This is a genomic window from Mangrovibacter plantisponsor, assembly GCF_003182475.1.
In the GTDB taxonomy this organism is placed as follows: domain Bacteria; phylum Pseudomonadota; class Gammaproteobacteria; order Enterobacterales; family Enterobacteriaceae; genus Mangrovibacter; species Mangrovibacter plantisponsor.
Genome location: NZ_QGTS01000006.1, coordinates 37,961 through 54,920 on the forward strand (window position 1 = coordinate 37,961; position 16,960 = coordinate 54,920).

Here is a 16,960-nt window from a genome sequence, read left to right on the forward strand (position 1 = left end):
AGGGTACCGCTATGTACGATAATCTGAAAAGCCTGGGTATTACCAATCCTGATGAAATTGATCGTTACAGCCTCCGGCAGGAAGCGAATAATGATATTTTGAAGATCTATTTTCATAAGGATAAAGGCGAATTTTTCGCGAAAAGCGTTAAATTCAAATACCCACGCCAGCGTAAAACAGTTGTGTCAGACAGTGTGGGCCAGGGTTACAAAGAGATTCAGGAAATCAGCCCAAATCTCCGTTATGTGATTGATGAGTTGGATCAAATTTGCCAGCGCGATCGCAGTGAAGTCGATCTGAAAAGAAAGATTCTTGACGATCTGCGCCACCTTGAAAGTGTTGTTGCCAACAAGATCAGCGAAATCGAAGCCGATCTGGAAAAACTCACCCGCAAATAACCTTCAGGCTGGCGTTATGCCAGCCTTTTCAGCCATGCTGTTCATCCAGCTGTAATGCAATATACAACAGCAAGCGGTCGTCAAAACTACTTAAATCAAGCCCGGTCAGTTCCGCGATCCTGTTCAACCGGTACTCTAACGTATTACGGTGAATAAACAGAGACTTGGATGTTGCCAGCGGCTGTACGTTATGGCGAAACCAGGCAGTTAACGTGCGGCGTAACAACCCGTTATTATCCATTGCTCTGAGTTTCTCCAGCGGACGGGCAAGCTCGTTCGCCTGCCAGCCACCACGCAGGCTGTCGAGTAAAACGGGCAGCATCAGATCCTGGTAAAAATAACTACGGCTGTCAGGCATACGTTGTTTACCCACCATCATGGTGGTGCGCGCCGTTCGGTAAGAGCGGGCAATGCTGCCTTCTCCGGTAAAGTAGTTTCCCAGTGCGACGCGAAAACGTAGTTGGCCGTTTTCTTTCATTCGTGACAGCAGGACGTCTACCCGGCGCCGGTGATCATCGGCATCCCAGCGCCCGTACTGATTCAGTGCAGGTTTCAGTACCACCATTTCACTCAGGGAGACAATTGCCACCAGGTTATTTCGCTCAGGTGTGGTTAATGCTGTTTGCAGTTGCTGGAGTTCATCCATGGCAGAATCCACCCCTAACTGCCCACTGTCTACTTCAACCACTGCCACCACTCGGGGCATCGCCAGGTCAATTCCCAGCCGCTGAGCCCACTCACTTAATGCCGGTGTAATGGTTTCTGCCTGAACCAGATTCATCACCAGTTCTTCACGCAAACGGCTGTCTTGCGCCAGTAAGTGCATCAGACGAGACTGCTCCAGCATCATTTCTGCCGTCATGCATACCAGCTCACCGTATTTACGCAAGTTCTCTGGTTCGCCTGTGAGCCCAATAACCCCGACTATTTCGCCTTCAAGGCGCAGGGGCAAGTTGATCCCTTCCCGGACACCATGCAAATGGCGGGCGACAGCATTGTCAATATCGACAACGCGCCCCTGGGACAGTACCAGTAACGCCCCTTCGTGCAATTCCCCAATACGCTCCTGGTCGCCACTGCCGATTATCCGCCCGCGCGCATCCATTACATTGATATTGGTATCAATTATCTTCATGGTGCGAGCGACTATCTCTTGCGCCATTCTCGTATCAAAGTGCCAGCCTGCCATGTTTGCCGCCTCCTGTACGTCATCAGCACAGCATAATGAAGAGACTGATGCCTTGCATTGGGCAAATGACCAATTCACCAGATAATAATGCAGAGTTGTGTAAAAGCTCACAAAAAAGGCCGCATACGCGGCCTTTAACTCGGAAAAATTGATCAGCAATGCATTACTGGAGGAGCAGATAAATGGAACTGTCACCACGTTGAATATTCAACGCCAGTACGCTCGGTTTGCTATCCAAAATTTTGCGCAGTTCAGCAATGTTGTTCACAGGTTGCTGATTTGCCCCCACAATAATGTCGCCTTTTTTCAGCCCGATACGCGCCGCCTGTGAACCTGCTTTCACGCTGTTCACCACAACGCCTTTATCTTTACCGGCTCGGTTACTCATCTCTGCACCTTCAATACCACTGAAGATACTGGAGGAATCAACCTGGTTTTGGCTGCTCTGCTGCAGTTCAACATTCACGTCAATGCGCTTGCCTTCACGCAGCAAGCCCAGTTTCATTTTGCTGCCGACAGGCATAGAACCAATTTCAGCACGCAACGCTGCAAAACTGTTAATCGGTTTATCGTTCATAGAGACAATTACGTCCCCGGCTTTAATACCTGCTTTGGCTGCAGAAGAGTTCGGCAGAACCTGGCTTACGAAAGCGCCACGCTGGGCGTCAACTTTCATCGCTTTTGCCAGTTCAGAGTTCAGTTCTGTCCCCATTATGCCCAGTTCACCGCGGCGAACCTGCCCGTACTGAATCATCTGAGCTGTCAGGTTTTTCACCATATTACTCGGGATAGCAAAACCAATACCGATGTTGCCGCCATCTGGCGCCAGAATAGCGGTGTTAATACCGATTAACTCACCTTTGAGGTTAACCAGCGCACCACCAGAGTTACCCCGGTTAATGGCGGCGTCGGTCTGAATAAAGTTTTCATAATTTTCAACATTCAGCCCACTACGCCCCAGCGCAGAAACAATACCTGATGTTACTGTCTCGCCCAAACCATAAGGGTTACCGATCGCCACAGTATAATCACCAACCCGCAAATTATCGGAATCAGCAATTTTTATCGCAGTCAGGTTTTTGGGATCTTTCAGTTGGATCAGCGCAATATCAGAACGCGGGTCTTTGCCAACCACTTTTGCATCAAACCGGCGGCCATCACTCAGTTGCACTTTAATTGACGTTGCGTTTTCAACAACGTGGTTATTGGTTACCACATAGCCTTTGTCCGCATCAATAATGACACCGGAACCCAGCGCCATAAATTTTTGCTGCTGGCTGCCATCATTACCGCCGCCATCACCGCTACCACCGCCCTGGCAGAAGGGTGAGTTCTGGAATGGTGAACCATCCTGGCAGAATGGTGAATTATCACCAAAGAATTGCTGGAAGTTACGCGACATACGTGGCGTATTCACTGTCGTGCTGCCTTCGACATTAATACTGACGACAGAAGGCATAATTTTTTCCAGCATAGGTGCCAGGCTGGGCATTTCTTGCGAAGTTGAAGCTGAAGAGGTTTCCGCCGCCAGCGCTGCCACCGGGTTTAATGCCAGGCCCAGGCTCAGTGCCAGGGCGCTCAATGCTAGTGTCGTTTTTTTCATATGGCTCATTCTCAAATTAAGCAGGTAATACAACGTTGCTGTGTTCGTGGTTATCAGAGTCATATTTATAGCGTTAAGTTCCACGACAGCGTTTTCACAAAAGTAAAAAAGTATTGTGCGTCTTTACAAAACTCACCGATATTATTCCACGGCCATCAGGCGACGGTATTCATCCCATGCATACAAATCTGTCATGCCACTGATATAGTCCTGAATAAGCCGACAACGGTAATAGAACTCCCAAACAGGATATTCAGGCTTTGTGTTATCCAGCTTCTCAATTGCTTCCTGATACGCCATGCAATGCCTGCTGGAAAGTTTATGATACAGCCTGCTTTCTATGGGCAACCGACGAACATTTTCCCCAGAAACTAATAAATGGAAATCAGCAAGTGGCAGCAGGAGAAGAGGCCGGTAAATATCAAGCAACCCACTGATTACTCGGTAACCTTGTAATTCGAGTTGTTCGACATCCGGGTGCGAAAAAACATGCCGCATAGCAACATGTTTGAACATACCAAGTAAACGGCTGTACTGGCTGTCATCTTCCAATAACGCATGATTAAAATGCCCGGGGTATATTTCAGGCAGATTATCAATAAATCGCCGGGCAGCATGAGGAACCAGTTTACTGAGAGTATTAACGCGCAAATACATGAAGAACACATCTTCAGCACCACTGCGTACTTTTCCCGCTCGTGATTTTTCCCATGCATCTTCCACAACCAGTGAGAAAAGATCTCCCGTTTGGTGGGTTCCCCAGGCAGTAGAAAGGTGCTGGTAAAGTTGCTCAAGGCTAAAAATCCGCTTTTCTACTGCATCTTCTAAATCGGCAACACAATAAGAAATATCATCTGCAGCTTCCATTATCCAGGTAAGAGGGAAACGACAATTTTCCTCAAGTGAAAGTTCTTTACGTAACCGTACAATATAATTCGCTTCTGAAAGATAAAAACCCGGTTTCTTCATTAAATAGTGGAAACCCTCTGGTGCCGGGCCGCTTTCCCAGGCTGGCCGGGTGTATTTTAAAATACACCCCATTTGTGCCCAGGTGAGGTTCATACGCATCAAGGTATTGACCAGACGAATACCCTGAGCATTTCCTTCAAAGTGGCACAAATCTGTTATTACATGCTGGCGCAGAGTATTCAGTGCAGTCTCCCCTTCACGCAAACACAAAACCTCTGCTGCGCGGGCTTCTTTACCCGGCGCGTCTGTATCAGCACCAGGAAGCAGGCGTTGCCGGAACCAGTCGTTAATAGCCGCTTCACCAAAGTGCCCGAATGGCGGGTTACCGACGTCATGCATCAGACAGGCCATTTCAACAATACTTTCGAAGGGCCCGGTCAGTTCACTTAACCCGTATTGCTCCAGCAACCGGGCCTCTTTCAGGCGGCTGATAACCTCTTTAGCGATATAACGCCCTACCTGCTGTACTTCCATTGAATGGGTGAGGCGTGTGCGTACTGCAGCATTACGCTCCAGTGGAAACACCTGCGTTTTTTGCTGTAACCGGCGAATGGCCGCTGAATTAATAATTCGCCCGCGATCACTTTCAAAAATCCGCTGGATTTCATGCTCATTTTTTGTCCCCTCTGGCGAACGGAATTGACGATGCCAGTTTATTTTCTTTTGGAAATTGAACTCACTCATATCACCGCCTTAAAAGGGAAAAAATAATCCGATTAAATCCTGTTTGTCTGCCATGATAGACTATGTCTCTGAATACATCATTTAAACAGGTATGGCTATGAAAGCAGGCATCATTGGTGCAATGGAAGAAGAAGTTACGCTCCTGCGTGACAAAATCGAAAACCGCCAGACGATTGAACTGGCTGGTTGCGAAATCTATACCGGTACGTTGAACGGCACTGAAGTCGCGCTGTTAAAATCCGGGATAGGTAAAGTGTCTGCAGCCGTTGGCGCGACATTGTTACTGGAGCACTGCAAACCCGATGTCATTATTAACACCGGCTCAGCTGGTGGCCTGGCACCGACGTTGAAAGTGGGTGATATCGTGGTTTCCGATGAGGTTCGCTACCACGATGCCGATGTGACCGCATTTGGTTATGAATATGGCCAGCTTCCAGGGTGCCCTGCCGGCTTTAAAGCCGATGAAAAACTGGTGGAAGCTGCGGAACAATGCATTACAGAGTTGTCACTTCACGCCGTACGCGGCCTGGTTGTTAGCGGTGATGCATTTATTAATGGCTCCGTTGGCCTGGCAAAAATTCGCCACAACTTCCCGAAAGCCATTGCAGTAGAAATGGAAGCAACGGCAATTGGCCATGTCTGCCATAAATTTTCCGTGCCTTTTGTTGTGGTCCGTGCCATTTCCGATGTAGCAGACCAACAGTCACACCTGAGTTTTGACGAGTTTCTGACTGTTGCGGCGAAACAGTCAACCTTACTGGTTGAGCGCCTGGTACAAAAACTTGCTCAGGGCTAATTACCTGCTGTTACGTGTATTCGCTTTATTGCTCTTCCCGGCGTGGCTTATGGCCGCGCCACGTGTTATTACACTCTCGCCTGGCAATACCGAACTGGCTTTTGCTGCCGGGATCACCCCTGTTGCTGTCAGCGCCTGGTCTGATTACCCGCCAGCGGCAAAGTCAATTGAGCAGGTGGCCAACTGGCAGGGAATCAATCTCGAACGTATCGTTGCATTGAAGCCTGACCTGGTGGTGGCCTGGCAGGGAGCCAATGCTCAAAGGCAGGTCGACCAGTTGTCTGCGTTGGGGATTCATGTATTGTGGCTTGACCCGCAAAGTGTCTCTCAGGTTGCAGATGCCATTCGCCAACTGGCTGCGTGGAGCCCCCACCCGGAGCAGGCATCAAAGGCCGCAGACACGTTGATGTCACAGTTTGCGGCGCTTGAAAAACGCTATGCCGCCACCCCACGCAAGCGGGTGTTTTTACAATTTGGTGGCCAGCCACTGTTCACAACCGGCCAGGATTCCATTCAAAACCAGGTCCTGCAGGTATGTGGGGGCGACAATGTTTTTGCCGGCAGTGCGGTTCCCTGGCCGCAGGTTAGCCGCGAGCAGGTTCTGGCCAGGAAACCTCAGGTGATTCTGGTTACCGGCAATGAGGCACAAATCCCAAAAATTGAACAATTTTGGCACAATCAACTTTCAGCGTCGGTTATTGCGGTAAATAACGACTGGTTTGAACGTGCAGGCCCACGTATTATCCTCGCCGCACAACAGATATGTGCAGGGCTGGCTGGTTTGCCCAATGTAAACAAGCCGGCACATTAACTCACCTGGCGGTACCAATCCGCCGGGAAATGTTTTTGGAAAGGCATTCAAGAGGAAGACCATGTTGGTGTACTGGCTGGATATCATCGGCACAGCTGTTTTTGCTATTTCAGGTGTTTTGTTAGCGGGCAAGCTGCGTATGGACCCTTTTGGTGTGCTGGTGCTTGGGGTGGTAACCGCTATTGGCGGTGGCACGATACGGGATATGGCCCTGAATAACGGACCCGTTTTTTGGGTAAAGGACCCAACTGACCTGGTCGTTGCGATGGTGACCTGTATGCTGACTATTTTGTTAGTTCGCCAGCCCCGCCGCTTACCTAAGTGGATCCTGCCGGTGCTCGACGCCGTTGGCCTGGCTGTTTTTGTCGGAATTGGGGTGAATAAGGCTTTTGCTGCCGATACCGGCCCGCTGGTTGCCATTTGTATGGGGGTGGTAACAGGTGTCGGTGGTGGGATTATTCGTGATGTTCTGGCCCGGGAAGTCCCGATGATCCTCAGAACGGAAATCTATGCAACAGCCTGTATTGTTGGCGGGATTGTCCATGCGACCGCCTACTACGCTTTTGGCGTACCACTTGAAATCGCCAGTATGGCAGGCATGGTAATCACGCTGGTTATTCGCCTGGCCGCAATTCGCTGGCACCTGAAGCTACCCACCTTTGCACTGGATGACAGAACGCACTGACGCACAAGCCATAGCACCGCCCGGCCAAAACGACGACGCCGTGCATTTGCACGGCGCCAGGCGAAACATCACAAAGGGCTGGTCAGATACTGAAAGAAGAACCACAGCCACAGGTGCTTTTCGCATTGGGGTTATTCACCACAAAACGGGAACCTTCAAGCCCTTCGGTATAGTCTACTGCTCCACCTACCAAATACTGCAGGCTCATTGGGTCAACAACCAGTGCCACACCCTGTTTTTCGATGGTCATATCACCTTCGTTAATTTGATCATCAAAGGTGAAGCCATACTGGAATCCACTGCAACCACCGCCAGTAATATATACACGCAACTTCAGATTCGGGTTCTCTTCATCCGCGATCAGACTTTTTACTTTATTAGCGGCTGCATCAGTAAACTGCAACGGCAACGCGACATCATCACTCATTTTCTGCTCCCAACGAAGAAACAACTCACGCAAGGCATGCCCACAAACAGGCCTGCCAGACAACACAATACCCGGTGGATACACCTGCCCTGCGCCAGTACTTATTGGTGATTATCTAATACCCTGGTGAATCGTTCAAGTATTCTCCAGCGAAGCGGCCTGGGGTTGAGCGGTTTTCTGCTGCGCATCCTGTTTGGCTAATGTACGCCCCAGAATAGAAGAATACAGCGGTTTTCCGCCTAAGAATTGTGCTAATAGCGTAGCGCCGAGACAGGTGATAATCATTGGCAAAATGAGCTGATAATTATCGGTCATTTCCAGTACCAGAACGATACCAGTCAACGGCGCACGCACAGAAGCAGCAAACAGCGCCCCCATTCCTGCAATAGCAAATGTACCTGCTTCCAGGTGATACCCGGGGAACCAGGCAGTACAGGCCATACCGTATGCGGTGCCAAAAAGTGTGCCCAACGCAAGCATCGGTGCAAAAATCCCGCCAGGTGCACCAGAACTAAAACACAGCAAGGTAGTAATAATGCGCGCAATAAAGATAAATAACAGTGTCCCTACCGCATAGTTCCCGGCTGCAGCAATAGGGATTAAATTAAAGCCACCACCAGCAGCTTCCGGTTCAATAAACCCTAAAACCCCGCATATACCACCCAAAATCCCACCGATCAGTACCCATTTTTTGGTCTCGCCGCCGTGCAGGCGTTGGAACATATCCTGGGTACGAAAAATGAGTGAGTTAAAAATCGGGCCGACAATCCCAAAAATCATACCGAGGATCAGATACAGCCATAACGTATTGACTGGCGCCACGCTGAGCTTGCCCACTTCTATCACCGATACTTCACCATTGAAGTAACGGAAAACAATCGTGGACATAATCACACCAATAAACACAGCCTTAATAGAAATCAGGCTGTAGCGAAATTGTGGGCGCATCTCTTCAATAATGAATAATATGCCTGCCAGTGGCGCATTAAACGCCGCAGACAGCCCGGCAGCCGCCCCGGTTGCCAGCAATGTATGGCGGGATTCCGCACCACGAATACGAAATATATCGAGCACCATACGCCCGATATTCCCTCCCAGTTGCACGGTTGGCCCTTCACGCCCAAGCACCATACCGGCCCCAAGGGTGCCCATCCCACCAATGAACTTCACTGGAATAACTCGCCACCAGCGGACCGGGCGTAACTCCTCCAGCGCACCTTCAATTTCCGGAATGCCTGAACCACCCGCTTCCTGGGCAAAACGGCGAACCAGCCAATACCCCACCATTGCCAGTAGTGCAGAGGCAATAAATGCCAGCGGCCACACCAAAAAATGGGAATCAGCAAAGTTGAGTAGCATGCTCATTCGGTAATGTAATACCCAATTAACAGCTTTCTCAAAACCTACTCCGGCAAGACCTGCCAGGGTTCCTACAACAGCGGCCATAATAAGAACTGCCAGTGGCGTTTTGTCTCGCCTTACCAGCCGACGAACCATGTCGCCACGCCGTAACCGAATAATCTGCTGTGCTTCAAAAGAAGGTGTTTCAGGTTTCATGAGTTATCAGTGCGATTAGTAATACAAATGAGGCAGCATTCTACCTGCCCCGCTCGGGTTAGTCCTGTCCGAAATCAATACATAATGTGTTGTTTCAATCGGGCAAAACTTTCATAACGTTTACCGAATCACTTAGAATGACCCGCACGCTTACATATACCCCTCAGGAGTCCATTGATGAGTAAGTCAGAAAACTTGTATGCCACCGCCAGAGAATTGATCCCTGGTGGCGTCAATTCCCCCGTCCGCGCATTTACAGGCGTCGGCGGCGTACCGCTATTTATCGAACGTGCTGACGGGGCCAGACTCTACGACGCCGATGGCAAAGCCTATATTGACTACGTGGGTTCCTGGGGGCCAATGGTGCTTGGCCATAATCACCCGGCTATCCGTAATGCGGTGATCGAAGCCGCTCAACGTGGATTGAGCTTTGGTGCACCAACTGAAATGGAAGTTAAGATGGCGCAACTGGTGACTGAGTTAGTGCCAACCATGGATATGGTTCGTATGGTCAACTCAGGTACGGAAGCAACTATGAGTGCTATCCGCCTTGCACGAGGGTACACCGGACGCGACAAGCTAATCAAGTTTGAAGGTTGTTATCATGGCCACGCAGACTGCCTGCTGGTGAAAGCAGGCTCAGGCGCACTCACCCTCGGGCAGCCTAATTCCCCTGGTGTGCCGGCTGATTTTGCCCGCCATACACTGACCTGCACTTATAACTCGCTGGATTCAGTACGTGCGACATTCGAACAATACCCGGAAGAGATCGCCTGCATTATTGTTGAGCCTGTCGCTGGCAATATGAACTGTGTTCCGCCTCTGCCTGAGTTTTTACCAGGCCTGCGCGCACTGTGCGATGAGTTTGGTGCATTGCTGATAATTGATGAGGTGATGACGGGTTTCCGTGTCGCACTGGCGGGCGCTCAGTCTTACTACAATGTTGAACCAGACTTAACCTGCCTGGGTAAAATCATTGGTGGCGGTATGCCGGTAGGTGCATTTGGTGGGCGGCGAGAAATCATGGAAGCACTGGCGCCAACTGGCCCGGTGTACCAGGCCGGTACCCTTTCCGGTAACCCAATTGCAATGGCGGCTGGTTATGCCTGCCTGACCGAAGTAGCGCAACCCGGTGTACATGCCACGCTGGACGCCTTAACCACACAACTGGCTGAAGGCCTCAAAGAAGCCGCAGACCAGGCTGGAATTCCTTTCGTGGTAAACCATGTGGGAGGCATGTTTGGCTTGTTCTTCACCGATGCGCCCGCTGTCACCTGCTACCAGGATGTTATGGCCTGTGATGTTGAGCGGTTTAAACGCTTCTTCCACCTGATGCTTGAAGGCGGGGTTTACCTGGCGCCGTCTGCATTTGAAGCTGGTTTTATGTCTGTGGCTCACACACCGGAAGACATTAACGCCACGATTGATGTTGCCCGTAATGTATTTGCGCAACTCGCCTGATACCAGACTCAGGTAAACAATAAAGTAAGCGTGTAAAGGCGGCCAGGCTCACTGAGCTGGCCGCCTCACAAGTCAGTGTGTTTGCTTACGCAACAAGTAAACAAAATAGGGTGCGCCAATAAAAGTGGCGAGCAACCCGGCAGGTACCTGGTATGGGAACAATAACATCCGGCCCAGCCAGTCAGCAGACATCATCAACAACCCACCTAACAGCGCTGCAATGACCAGTTGCGGGAATGTTCTGCGAAACCCCATCATACGGGTGATATGTGGGGCCATCAGCCCAACAAAACTTAGTGGCCCGATAGTCAGCGTTGCGGCGGCAGTCAGTGCGGCGGCTAACAACAATAAACCAATGCGCACTGGTGTCAGAGCCAGCCCTACCGAGCGCGACATTTCACTTCCCAGCGGGAGTACAGTCAACCAGCGCCTGCACAGTGGCGTAATAGCCAGAAGCACAACCATGATGACAGTTGCCCGGATGGCCTGCTCTGCAGAAACATTATAAGTTGAACCAGAAAGCCAGGTCAGAACCTGTGCCATACGCGGATCACCACTGGCCTGTAGCATCATCAGTAGCATAGTAAATGCGGTACTGAGCGCCATCCCGGCCAGTAGCATGCGTTGCGGAGAAAACCCGCCTTTGCCGGCCACCAACAAAATCACCACCAGTGTAGCCGCAGCCCCCAGGCACCCGGCGGGCAGCAACCAGGCAAACGCATCACCGGGAACAAAGAACAGCATTAACACTACGCCGAATGCAGCCCCGGAGCTGATACCCAGAACCTCCGGGCTTGCCATGCCATTCCCCGTGAGGCGCTGAATAATGCACCCGGCGACCGCCAGCATACACCCGGCACTCAGGGCAGACAGCACTCGCGGCCAGCGCCAGAACAGCAGCGAGTCCAGCTCATGCCCGGTGGCAAAGAACCAACCATGGCTGTCGCGCCCCAGTGATAACGCCACCCCCGCCAGTAATAACAAGATGCCTGCGCCAACCAGAACGAACCACACCACATGCTGGCGCTCCGGAGTCACACTGTCGCCCTGAGCCAAAGAGGGTGCGTTCAGTGAACGCAGGCGCGGCAGCAACCATAATAACAATGGCGCACCAATTAACGACGTAATGGTACCGGTTGAGATTTCACGCCACTCCCGGGTCAATAACACAACGACCTGGTCAGATAGCCACAGAATCAGCGCGCCAATGACCGGGGCAAGCAACAAACGGCTGGTCAGCCTGCGAGCACCCAACAGTTTTGCCAGGAGCGGAGCAAACAGCCCAATAAAGCCAATAATTCCTACCGCGTTGACCAGCATTGCACTGATGCCTATCGCCAGGATAAGCGTGGCAAAACGAGCCAGTGACAACATCAGCCCCAAATTACGGGCAACGCCATCATCCAGCCCCAACAAAGTTAATGGGCGTAGCAAGAGCACGGTCATCAGTACACCGAAAACCAGTACCGGCCATAACCGGGTAACCCCCAGCCAGTCCGTCTGATTCAATGCGCCCGTGCTCCACAAAAACATGCTTTGTAACTGGTCATGGTGAAAAATCACCAGGAGCTGGTTCACCGCACCGCAATACAGGCTGACCACCAACCCGGCAAGAATGAGCGTAACAGGTGACAGGCGTTTGCCCCAGGCAACGCCAAAGACCAGCCCGCCCACCACGCAGGCACCAAACAGTGCGGAAAATTGCTGAGCCAGCACCCCACCAGGTAAAACCCACAAGGTGGACACCGTAATGCCCAATTGCGCCCCGGTCGCCACCCCTAATGTGGTGGGTTCAGCCAGTGGGTTGCGCAGCACCTGCTGGAATAACACCCCAACCAGCCCCAACCCGGCACCGACCATCAGCGACATCACCAGGCGAGGTAATGCGCTGTAGTGGAATAACATCTGGTTGACTGCATCAAATGAGGGCGACCAGAATGCGGCAGACCAGTAAGTAAAGGGCAATAAAGACTGTAAATTAAACACAGTCAGCCCTGTGCCACACAGCAGAATGGCAGCAAACACGCCAAGTGAAATATGCACAGTACGCATCACTTTTTCTCCCCCAGCGTTTGGCTCAGAACACGACCAAAATGCATGGCTGAGAGTGTGGCACCATAAAACCAGACAGCCGGAACACGATGAAAGCGGTTCTGGCGCACAAAGGGCATCGACTGCCATAAAGGCGTATTGATAATGGCCTGTTCTGTGGCATCGTCACCATGCCCGAAACACAATACGTCCGCATCGCGGATATCAGCCAGGCGTTCAATACCAACAATCGCACTGCCCCAGAAAGTCATCTCACCATGCCAGGCATTTTCAATACCCAGTGGGTCCATCACTTGTTGGAATAAGCTGTTATTACCCAGCACTAAAGCGTGGTGGGACTCAAGCAAACTCATCAGTAATACCGGGCGTTTCCCCCGGTGCGCAAAGCCCGGTTTCAGGCCATCGATAAACTGATCGTATTCCTTGAGGTGGGTTTGCGCCGCCTGTTGCATATCGAGCAACTCAGCCATTTGCACTAAAGAGTGGCGAGCCATATCCAGAGGGCGTTTACCATCGGTGAAGGTGAAACCCTGCCCGGGAGCAATACGGGCCAGCTTCGTCGCTGCCGGGCCATAACCAGCAGACCAGACAATCAGTGACGGTTTTATACTTGCCAGTAATTCAAGGTTCGGCTCAGTACGTAACCCTAAATCAATCACCGAGTCTGGCAATGACGGCTCATTGACCCAACGGCGATAATTGGGAATATCCGCCACACCGTAAGGGGTAACACCCAGTGCAATCAACAACTCAACCGGCAGCCACTCCAGTGCGGCAACACGGTGCGGATTGATTCGTGCCGCCAGTGCATTCTGCGATTTCAACCATAACGGCGATGAAGCCATTAGCGTGAGTAACTGACGGCGGGATAAAGAAGGCGATAAAGATTTCATCAGCAAACAAAACTCACTGGCGCACCACCCGCCGGGTGAGACAAGGTTCCCATAGGAATACCGTAGATCATGGACAGCGTTTCAGGTTGCATGATGTGTTCAGGTTCCCCCTGAGCAATCATCTGCCCACCGCGCAGTGCGACTAAATAGTCGCAATACCTGGCCGCCATATTGATATCATGCAGCACCGCAATCACGGTTAAACCACGTTGTTCACTGAGCCGGTGAATCAGTGCCAGCACTTCAACCTGGTGAGCAATATCCAGCGCAGAGGTGGGTTCATCAAGCAGCAAACACTGGCTGTTTTGCGCCACCATCATCGCTATCCATGCCCGCTGGCGTTCACCACCAGACAAGCTGTCTACCAGGCGTTGAGCAAAGGGTTTCAAGCCAACCAGGGCAATTGCGTCTTCAACATGTTGCCGGTCTTCGGCACTAAAGCGCCCTAATGCGCCATGCCAGGGGTAACGCCCAATAGCAACCAGTTCCCGAACGGTCATCCCTTCCGCTGCTGGTAACTGTTGTGGCAAATATGCAACACGCCGCGCACAGGCTTTACTGTTCCATGTTTCCAGTGGCGCATTACCCAGTGTTATTTGCCCTTCACTCGGTGTTTGGTGGCGCCCTAACATTTTCAACAATGTTGATTTTCCAGAGCCATTGTGGCCTATCAGGCCGGTAACTTTACCTTCAGGAAAAGCCAGACTCAGAGGGTGAAGTAATGTACGCCCGGGTACCCGAAACGTAACATTATCAAGGCGGAAAGTGATAGGAGTTGTAGTGTTCTGTGTATCCTGCATGGTGCCAACGTCGCCCTGGCGGTGTGTGAATTGAAAAAACCGGTGCAGCAGCACCCGGTAACATAATGAATTCCCGTTGAATATTACGATCCCGGCAGGTGGAAACAGGAACGTAAACGAGAATAATTATTATAATCGATGAATAATATGCGAACTGGGCGGCATGAAGCAAGCCTGAATGGCGGGTTGTTAATGCAAAGCAGAAGTGGAACCTTCACTGCGAGACAGAGATATCTTTCTTTGCTGCCATCATATCAGGGGCCGGCAGGCCCCTGACATGTATGTTATAACCCGATACGAATACCCGCCACTCCCTGAACCGGCTCTTCAATATAGCTGCCCTGCCGGTAGCTGAATTCACCATACAGTGCGACGTTATCCGCTAATTTCGCCGACATCCCCGCGCCGTATTTACCCGCCGTACCATTCAGGTTGTTACCAAAGCGGTTTACACCGTTGACTGTTGTCCGGTTCGATTTAACAAACTCCTGCTCAACCCCAAGATGCATATAAGGCGCGAACTCAGTTTTGCCAAGAGAGAATGTTGCCCCCAGCCGCGTACCGGCTTCCGCCGTCAGGGAGCGGGCTTTACCGGTTTCAGCCTTCATACCATTGGTCAACCCAACGTTTGCGCTGTTAATGTGCGTGGCGGTGGTGCGCATAAACGGCTCAACAGAGAAGAGCGCACCCGGTTTAATGGTGTACCCGCCTTCCAGCGCCGTGCTGATACCGTACTGGTGCCAGTTGCCGGTGGTGCTGTTACCGTTGGTCATTTGCGCATTCAGCGAGCTTTCCAGGCGGTTTGCCTTCACCGCGCCATCAACGTAGAAACCCCTGTTGTCATACCAGGTGGAATATGCACCCAGGCCATAACTGTCGACCTTACTTTTCCCGCCGCGTGCGTGGTTCACCCTGTTGCCGGAGAGCGTCATAAATGCACCGGTAACCAGGTTACCCCTGCCAAAGCCGGTGGTGATATCGCCACCCAGTTCAATGCCATTCTGGTGCAGTTTGTAAGCGGCGCCGTTGCTGGTCTCGACGGCACTTTTTTTACCCAGGTAGTGGCCCCAGACGTTACCTTCACCATGACGGTGTTCAGCACGCTGGCTGTTACGGTATGCGCGCAATGCCTCCAGCTCGCCGCGCATCACATTCAGGCCTGCCGTAGCCATGCTCAGTATGGCGTCTGTGGATGGCGTGGTAACAAGGTTTCCGCCACCGCCGGGGGTTTCATCTCCACCCGGGTTTTCACCTCCGCCGGGGTTTTCCCCGCCATCGGGCTCATCAGTCATCGCGCCCAGGTACCAGACATTACCGCCGTTCAGCCCGTCTTTATCCTGCCCGCTGTAGAGCGTGTACATATAGGTACCGCCATCAACCGCACCGGTGCTGCGGCCGTTCGCTGTGACCATGGCGAAATCAATTTCGCCGCCCTGGTCGTGGATAAGGTTAACCGTCAGATCGGTGTGATCGGTTATTTCCTTACCTGAGTCTGAAACAGCGACACCAAATGTTCCTGAACCCTGTTCAATGGTCAAAAAATTAGAATGGCGTTCAGCAAGAGACGAATTAAAGAAAAAGCTTCCGGTACCATTCAGCTCAGAGATATGCAGCGATGCATAACCATCCTCCACATCTTGCATAAACAAAACATTGCCGCCATTCATGGTGAGCTTATCTACCTGCACTGGGGTACCTGGGTCTAAAGGGTTTTGAGCATCAGGGTCTGTGATAGTAGAAATAGAGAGCACCCCTCCGTTAACGTGAACATCAGTTGCACGGGAACCGACAGACATCTTCATTTTACCCGCCGCATTGATTTCAGTTTTACCGCCAGCCAGAGAGCCCTGCCCGAGATAAACTGCGCCACCATTTATGGTTGTATTTACTGTTTTCCCACTATTATGAACGAACACCTCAGCATTATTGTTCAGGGTTACATTAGTTGCCTGCCCACCACTTTCAATAACCTGGGTGGAGTAATCGTTAAGGACCACTCCGGTAGCCTGCCCATCATTAGAAACATACTGGCGCGCATGATTATTCAAAGTCACATTTGATGCCTGTGTCATCCACCCATCAATAAACATTTGGGACTCACCGTTCAGAACCACAGTAGATGCTTCACCATTAAGGAATACCTTACCATTATCATTCACTGTTATTTCTGACCCAGAACCGAGTAAATATAATTCACCGGCATCATTAATGGTTACTTTATTTGTTACCCCACCACCTTTAACAAACTGAACACTATTATTGTAAATAGTTGTATTAACCGCAGTTCCATATACCGTCTGCATGTTAGTAAATTCAAGAATAATGTCTTCAACGACTTCATCTGAACCTACATTACCACTGTTTTGAGAATACTGAGATAAAGATGCAATCGACGTTACTGGAAACCCCTCAGATGCTAACAGAACGAAACATGAAAGATATTTCACTTGAAAATCCATAAATCACCTTTTACGTTTTAATAAAAATAATTTAGCGCAAGAAAGTATTTTTAATAGATAAAAAATATGTAGCACTGAAGGTATTTTGGAGATCACACAGAAAATATTTAAAAAAAATATACCAATTGATTGCAGGAACAAACTTATCTGAAAAGCACTCTTAATATAGTGAAGGT

General features: G+C 50.8%; 14 protein-coding genes. 5 read left to right on the forward strand and 9 right to left on the reverse strand.

Features of this window, described 5'->3' with window-relative positions:
• The first annotated feature begins 11 nt into the window (after positions 1-11).
• The gene (locus DES37_RS10635; protein ID WP_064598916.1) at positions 12-398 is read left to right on the forward strand and encodes a DUF3461 family protein; all 387 of its coding nucleotides are present in this window, start codon (positions 12-14) and stop codon (positions 396-398) included.
• Between the two features lie 28 nt (positions 399-426).
• On the opposite strand, the gene DES37_RS10640 is transcribed toward DES37_RS10635, so the two are convergent.
• The 3 genes from DES37_RS10640 to dgt all read right to left on the reverse strand — a co-directional run bounded on the left by DES37_RS10640 (position 427) and on the right by dgt (position 4,843).
• On the reverse strand, positions 427-1,587 hold the full coding sequence (locus DES37_RS10640) for a CdaR family transcriptional regulator (RefSeq protein WP_036106035.1): 1,161 nt from the start codon (positions 1,585-1,587) through the stop codon (positions 427-429).
• A 163-nt stretch (positions 1,588-1,750) separates the two neighbouring features.
• Complete coding sequence (gene degP / locus DES37_RS10645) at positions 1,751-3,190, reverse strand: serine endoprotease DegP (protein ID WP_036106038.1); 1,440 nt, start codon at positions 3,188-3,190, stop codon at positions 1,751-1,753.
• 141 nt (positions 3,191-3,331) lie between these two features.
• Positions 3,332-4,843: a dGTPase gene (dgt, locus tag DES37_RS10650; RefSeq protein ID WP_110025772.1), complete on the reverse strand. Its 1,512-nt coding sequence runs from the start codon at positions 4,841-4,843 to the stop codon at positions 3,332-3,334.
• Between the two features lie 97 nt (positions 4,844-4,940).
• Between dgt and mtnN the strand changes: the two genes are divergently transcribed.
• The 3 genes from mtnN (at position 4,941) to DES37_RS10665 (ending at position 7,135) form a co-directional block, all read left to right on the forward strand.
• On the forward strand, positions 4,941-5,639 hold the full coding sequence (mtnN, locus tag DES37_RS10655; protein WP_110025773.1) for a 5'-methylthioadenosine/S-adenosylhomocysteine nucleosidase: 699 nt from the start codon (positions 4,941-4,943) through the stop codon (positions 5,637-5,639).
• Positions 5,626-6,450 (forward strand): vitamin B12 ABC transporter substrate-binding protein BtuF, encoded by an 825-nt coding sequence (gene btuF / locus DES37_RS10660; RefSeq protein WP_425451706.1) that lies wholly within the window; start codon positions 5,626-5,628, stop codon positions 6,448-6,450. The genes mtnN and btuF overlap by 14 nt, the downstream gene beginning before the upstream one ends.
• A gap of 61 nt (positions 6,451-6,511) precedes the next feature.
• Entirely contained in the window at positions 6,512-7,135 is a 624-nt protein-coding gene (locus tag DES37_RS10665) for a TRIC cation channel family protein (RefSeq protein ID WP_036106049.1), read from the forward strand.
• A gap of 82 nt (positions 7,136-7,217) precedes the next feature.
• On the opposite strand, the gene erpA is transcribed toward DES37_RS10665, so the two are convergent.
• Entirely contained in the window at positions 7,218-7,562 is a 345-nt protein-coding gene (gene erpA / locus DES37_RS10670) for an iron-sulfur cluster insertion protein ErpA (RefSeq protein ID WP_036106861.1), read from the reverse strand.
• 135 nt (positions 7,563-7,697) lie between these two features.
• Positions 7,698-9,119, reverse strand: a complete 1,422-nt coding sequence (gene clcA / locus DES37_RS10675) for a H(+)/Cl(-) exchange transporter ClcA (RefSeq protein WP_110025775.1) — start codon at positions 9,117-9,119, stop codon at positions 7,698-7,700.
• A gap of 177 nt (positions 9,120-9,296) precedes the next feature.
• Between clcA and hemL the strand changes: the two genes are divergently transcribed.
• Positions 9,297-10,580, forward strand: coding sequence for a glutamate-1-semialdehyde 2,1-aminomutase (hemL, locus tag DES37_RS10680; RefSeq protein WP_036106054.1), 1,284 nt, complete (start codon positions 9,297-9,299; stop codon positions 10,578-10,580).
• A gap of 72 nt (positions 10,581-10,652) precedes the next feature.
• Here the strand turns inward: hemL and fhuB are convergent, their stop codons facing one another.
• The 4 genes from fhuB to DES37_RS10700 form a co-directional block, all read right to left on the reverse strand.
• On the reverse strand, positions 10,653-12,632 hold the full coding sequence (fhuB, locus tag DES37_RS10685; protein ID WP_110025776.1) for a Fe(3+)-hydroxamate ABC transporter permease FhuB: 1,980 nt from the start codon (positions 12,630-12,632) through the stop codon (positions 10,653-10,655).
• Positions 12,632-13,525 (reverse strand): Fe(3+)-hydroxamate ABC transporter substrate-binding protein FhuD, encoded by an 894-nt coding sequence (gene fhuD / locus DES37_RS10690; protein ID WP_170123756.1) that lies wholly within the window; start codon positions 13,523-13,525, stop codon positions 12,632-12,634. Before fhuD ends, fhuB begins: the two co-directional genes overlap by 1 nt.
• On the reverse strand, positions 13,525-14,325 hold the full coding sequence (gene fhuC / locus DES37_RS10695; protein ID WP_036106866.1) for a Fe3+-hydroxamate ABC transporter ATP-binding protein FhuC: 801 nt from the start codon (positions 14,323-14,325) through the stop codon (positions 13,525-13,527). Before fhuC ends, fhuD begins: the two co-directional genes overlap by 1 nt.
• A gap of 284 nt (positions 14,326-14,609) precedes the next feature.
• Entirely contained in the window at positions 14,610-16,484 is a 1,875-nt protein-coding gene (locus tag DES37_RS10700; protein WP_170123757.1) for an autotransporter outer membrane beta-barrel domain-containing protein, read from the reverse strand.
• Positions 16,485-16,960 lie beyond the last annotated feature (476 nt).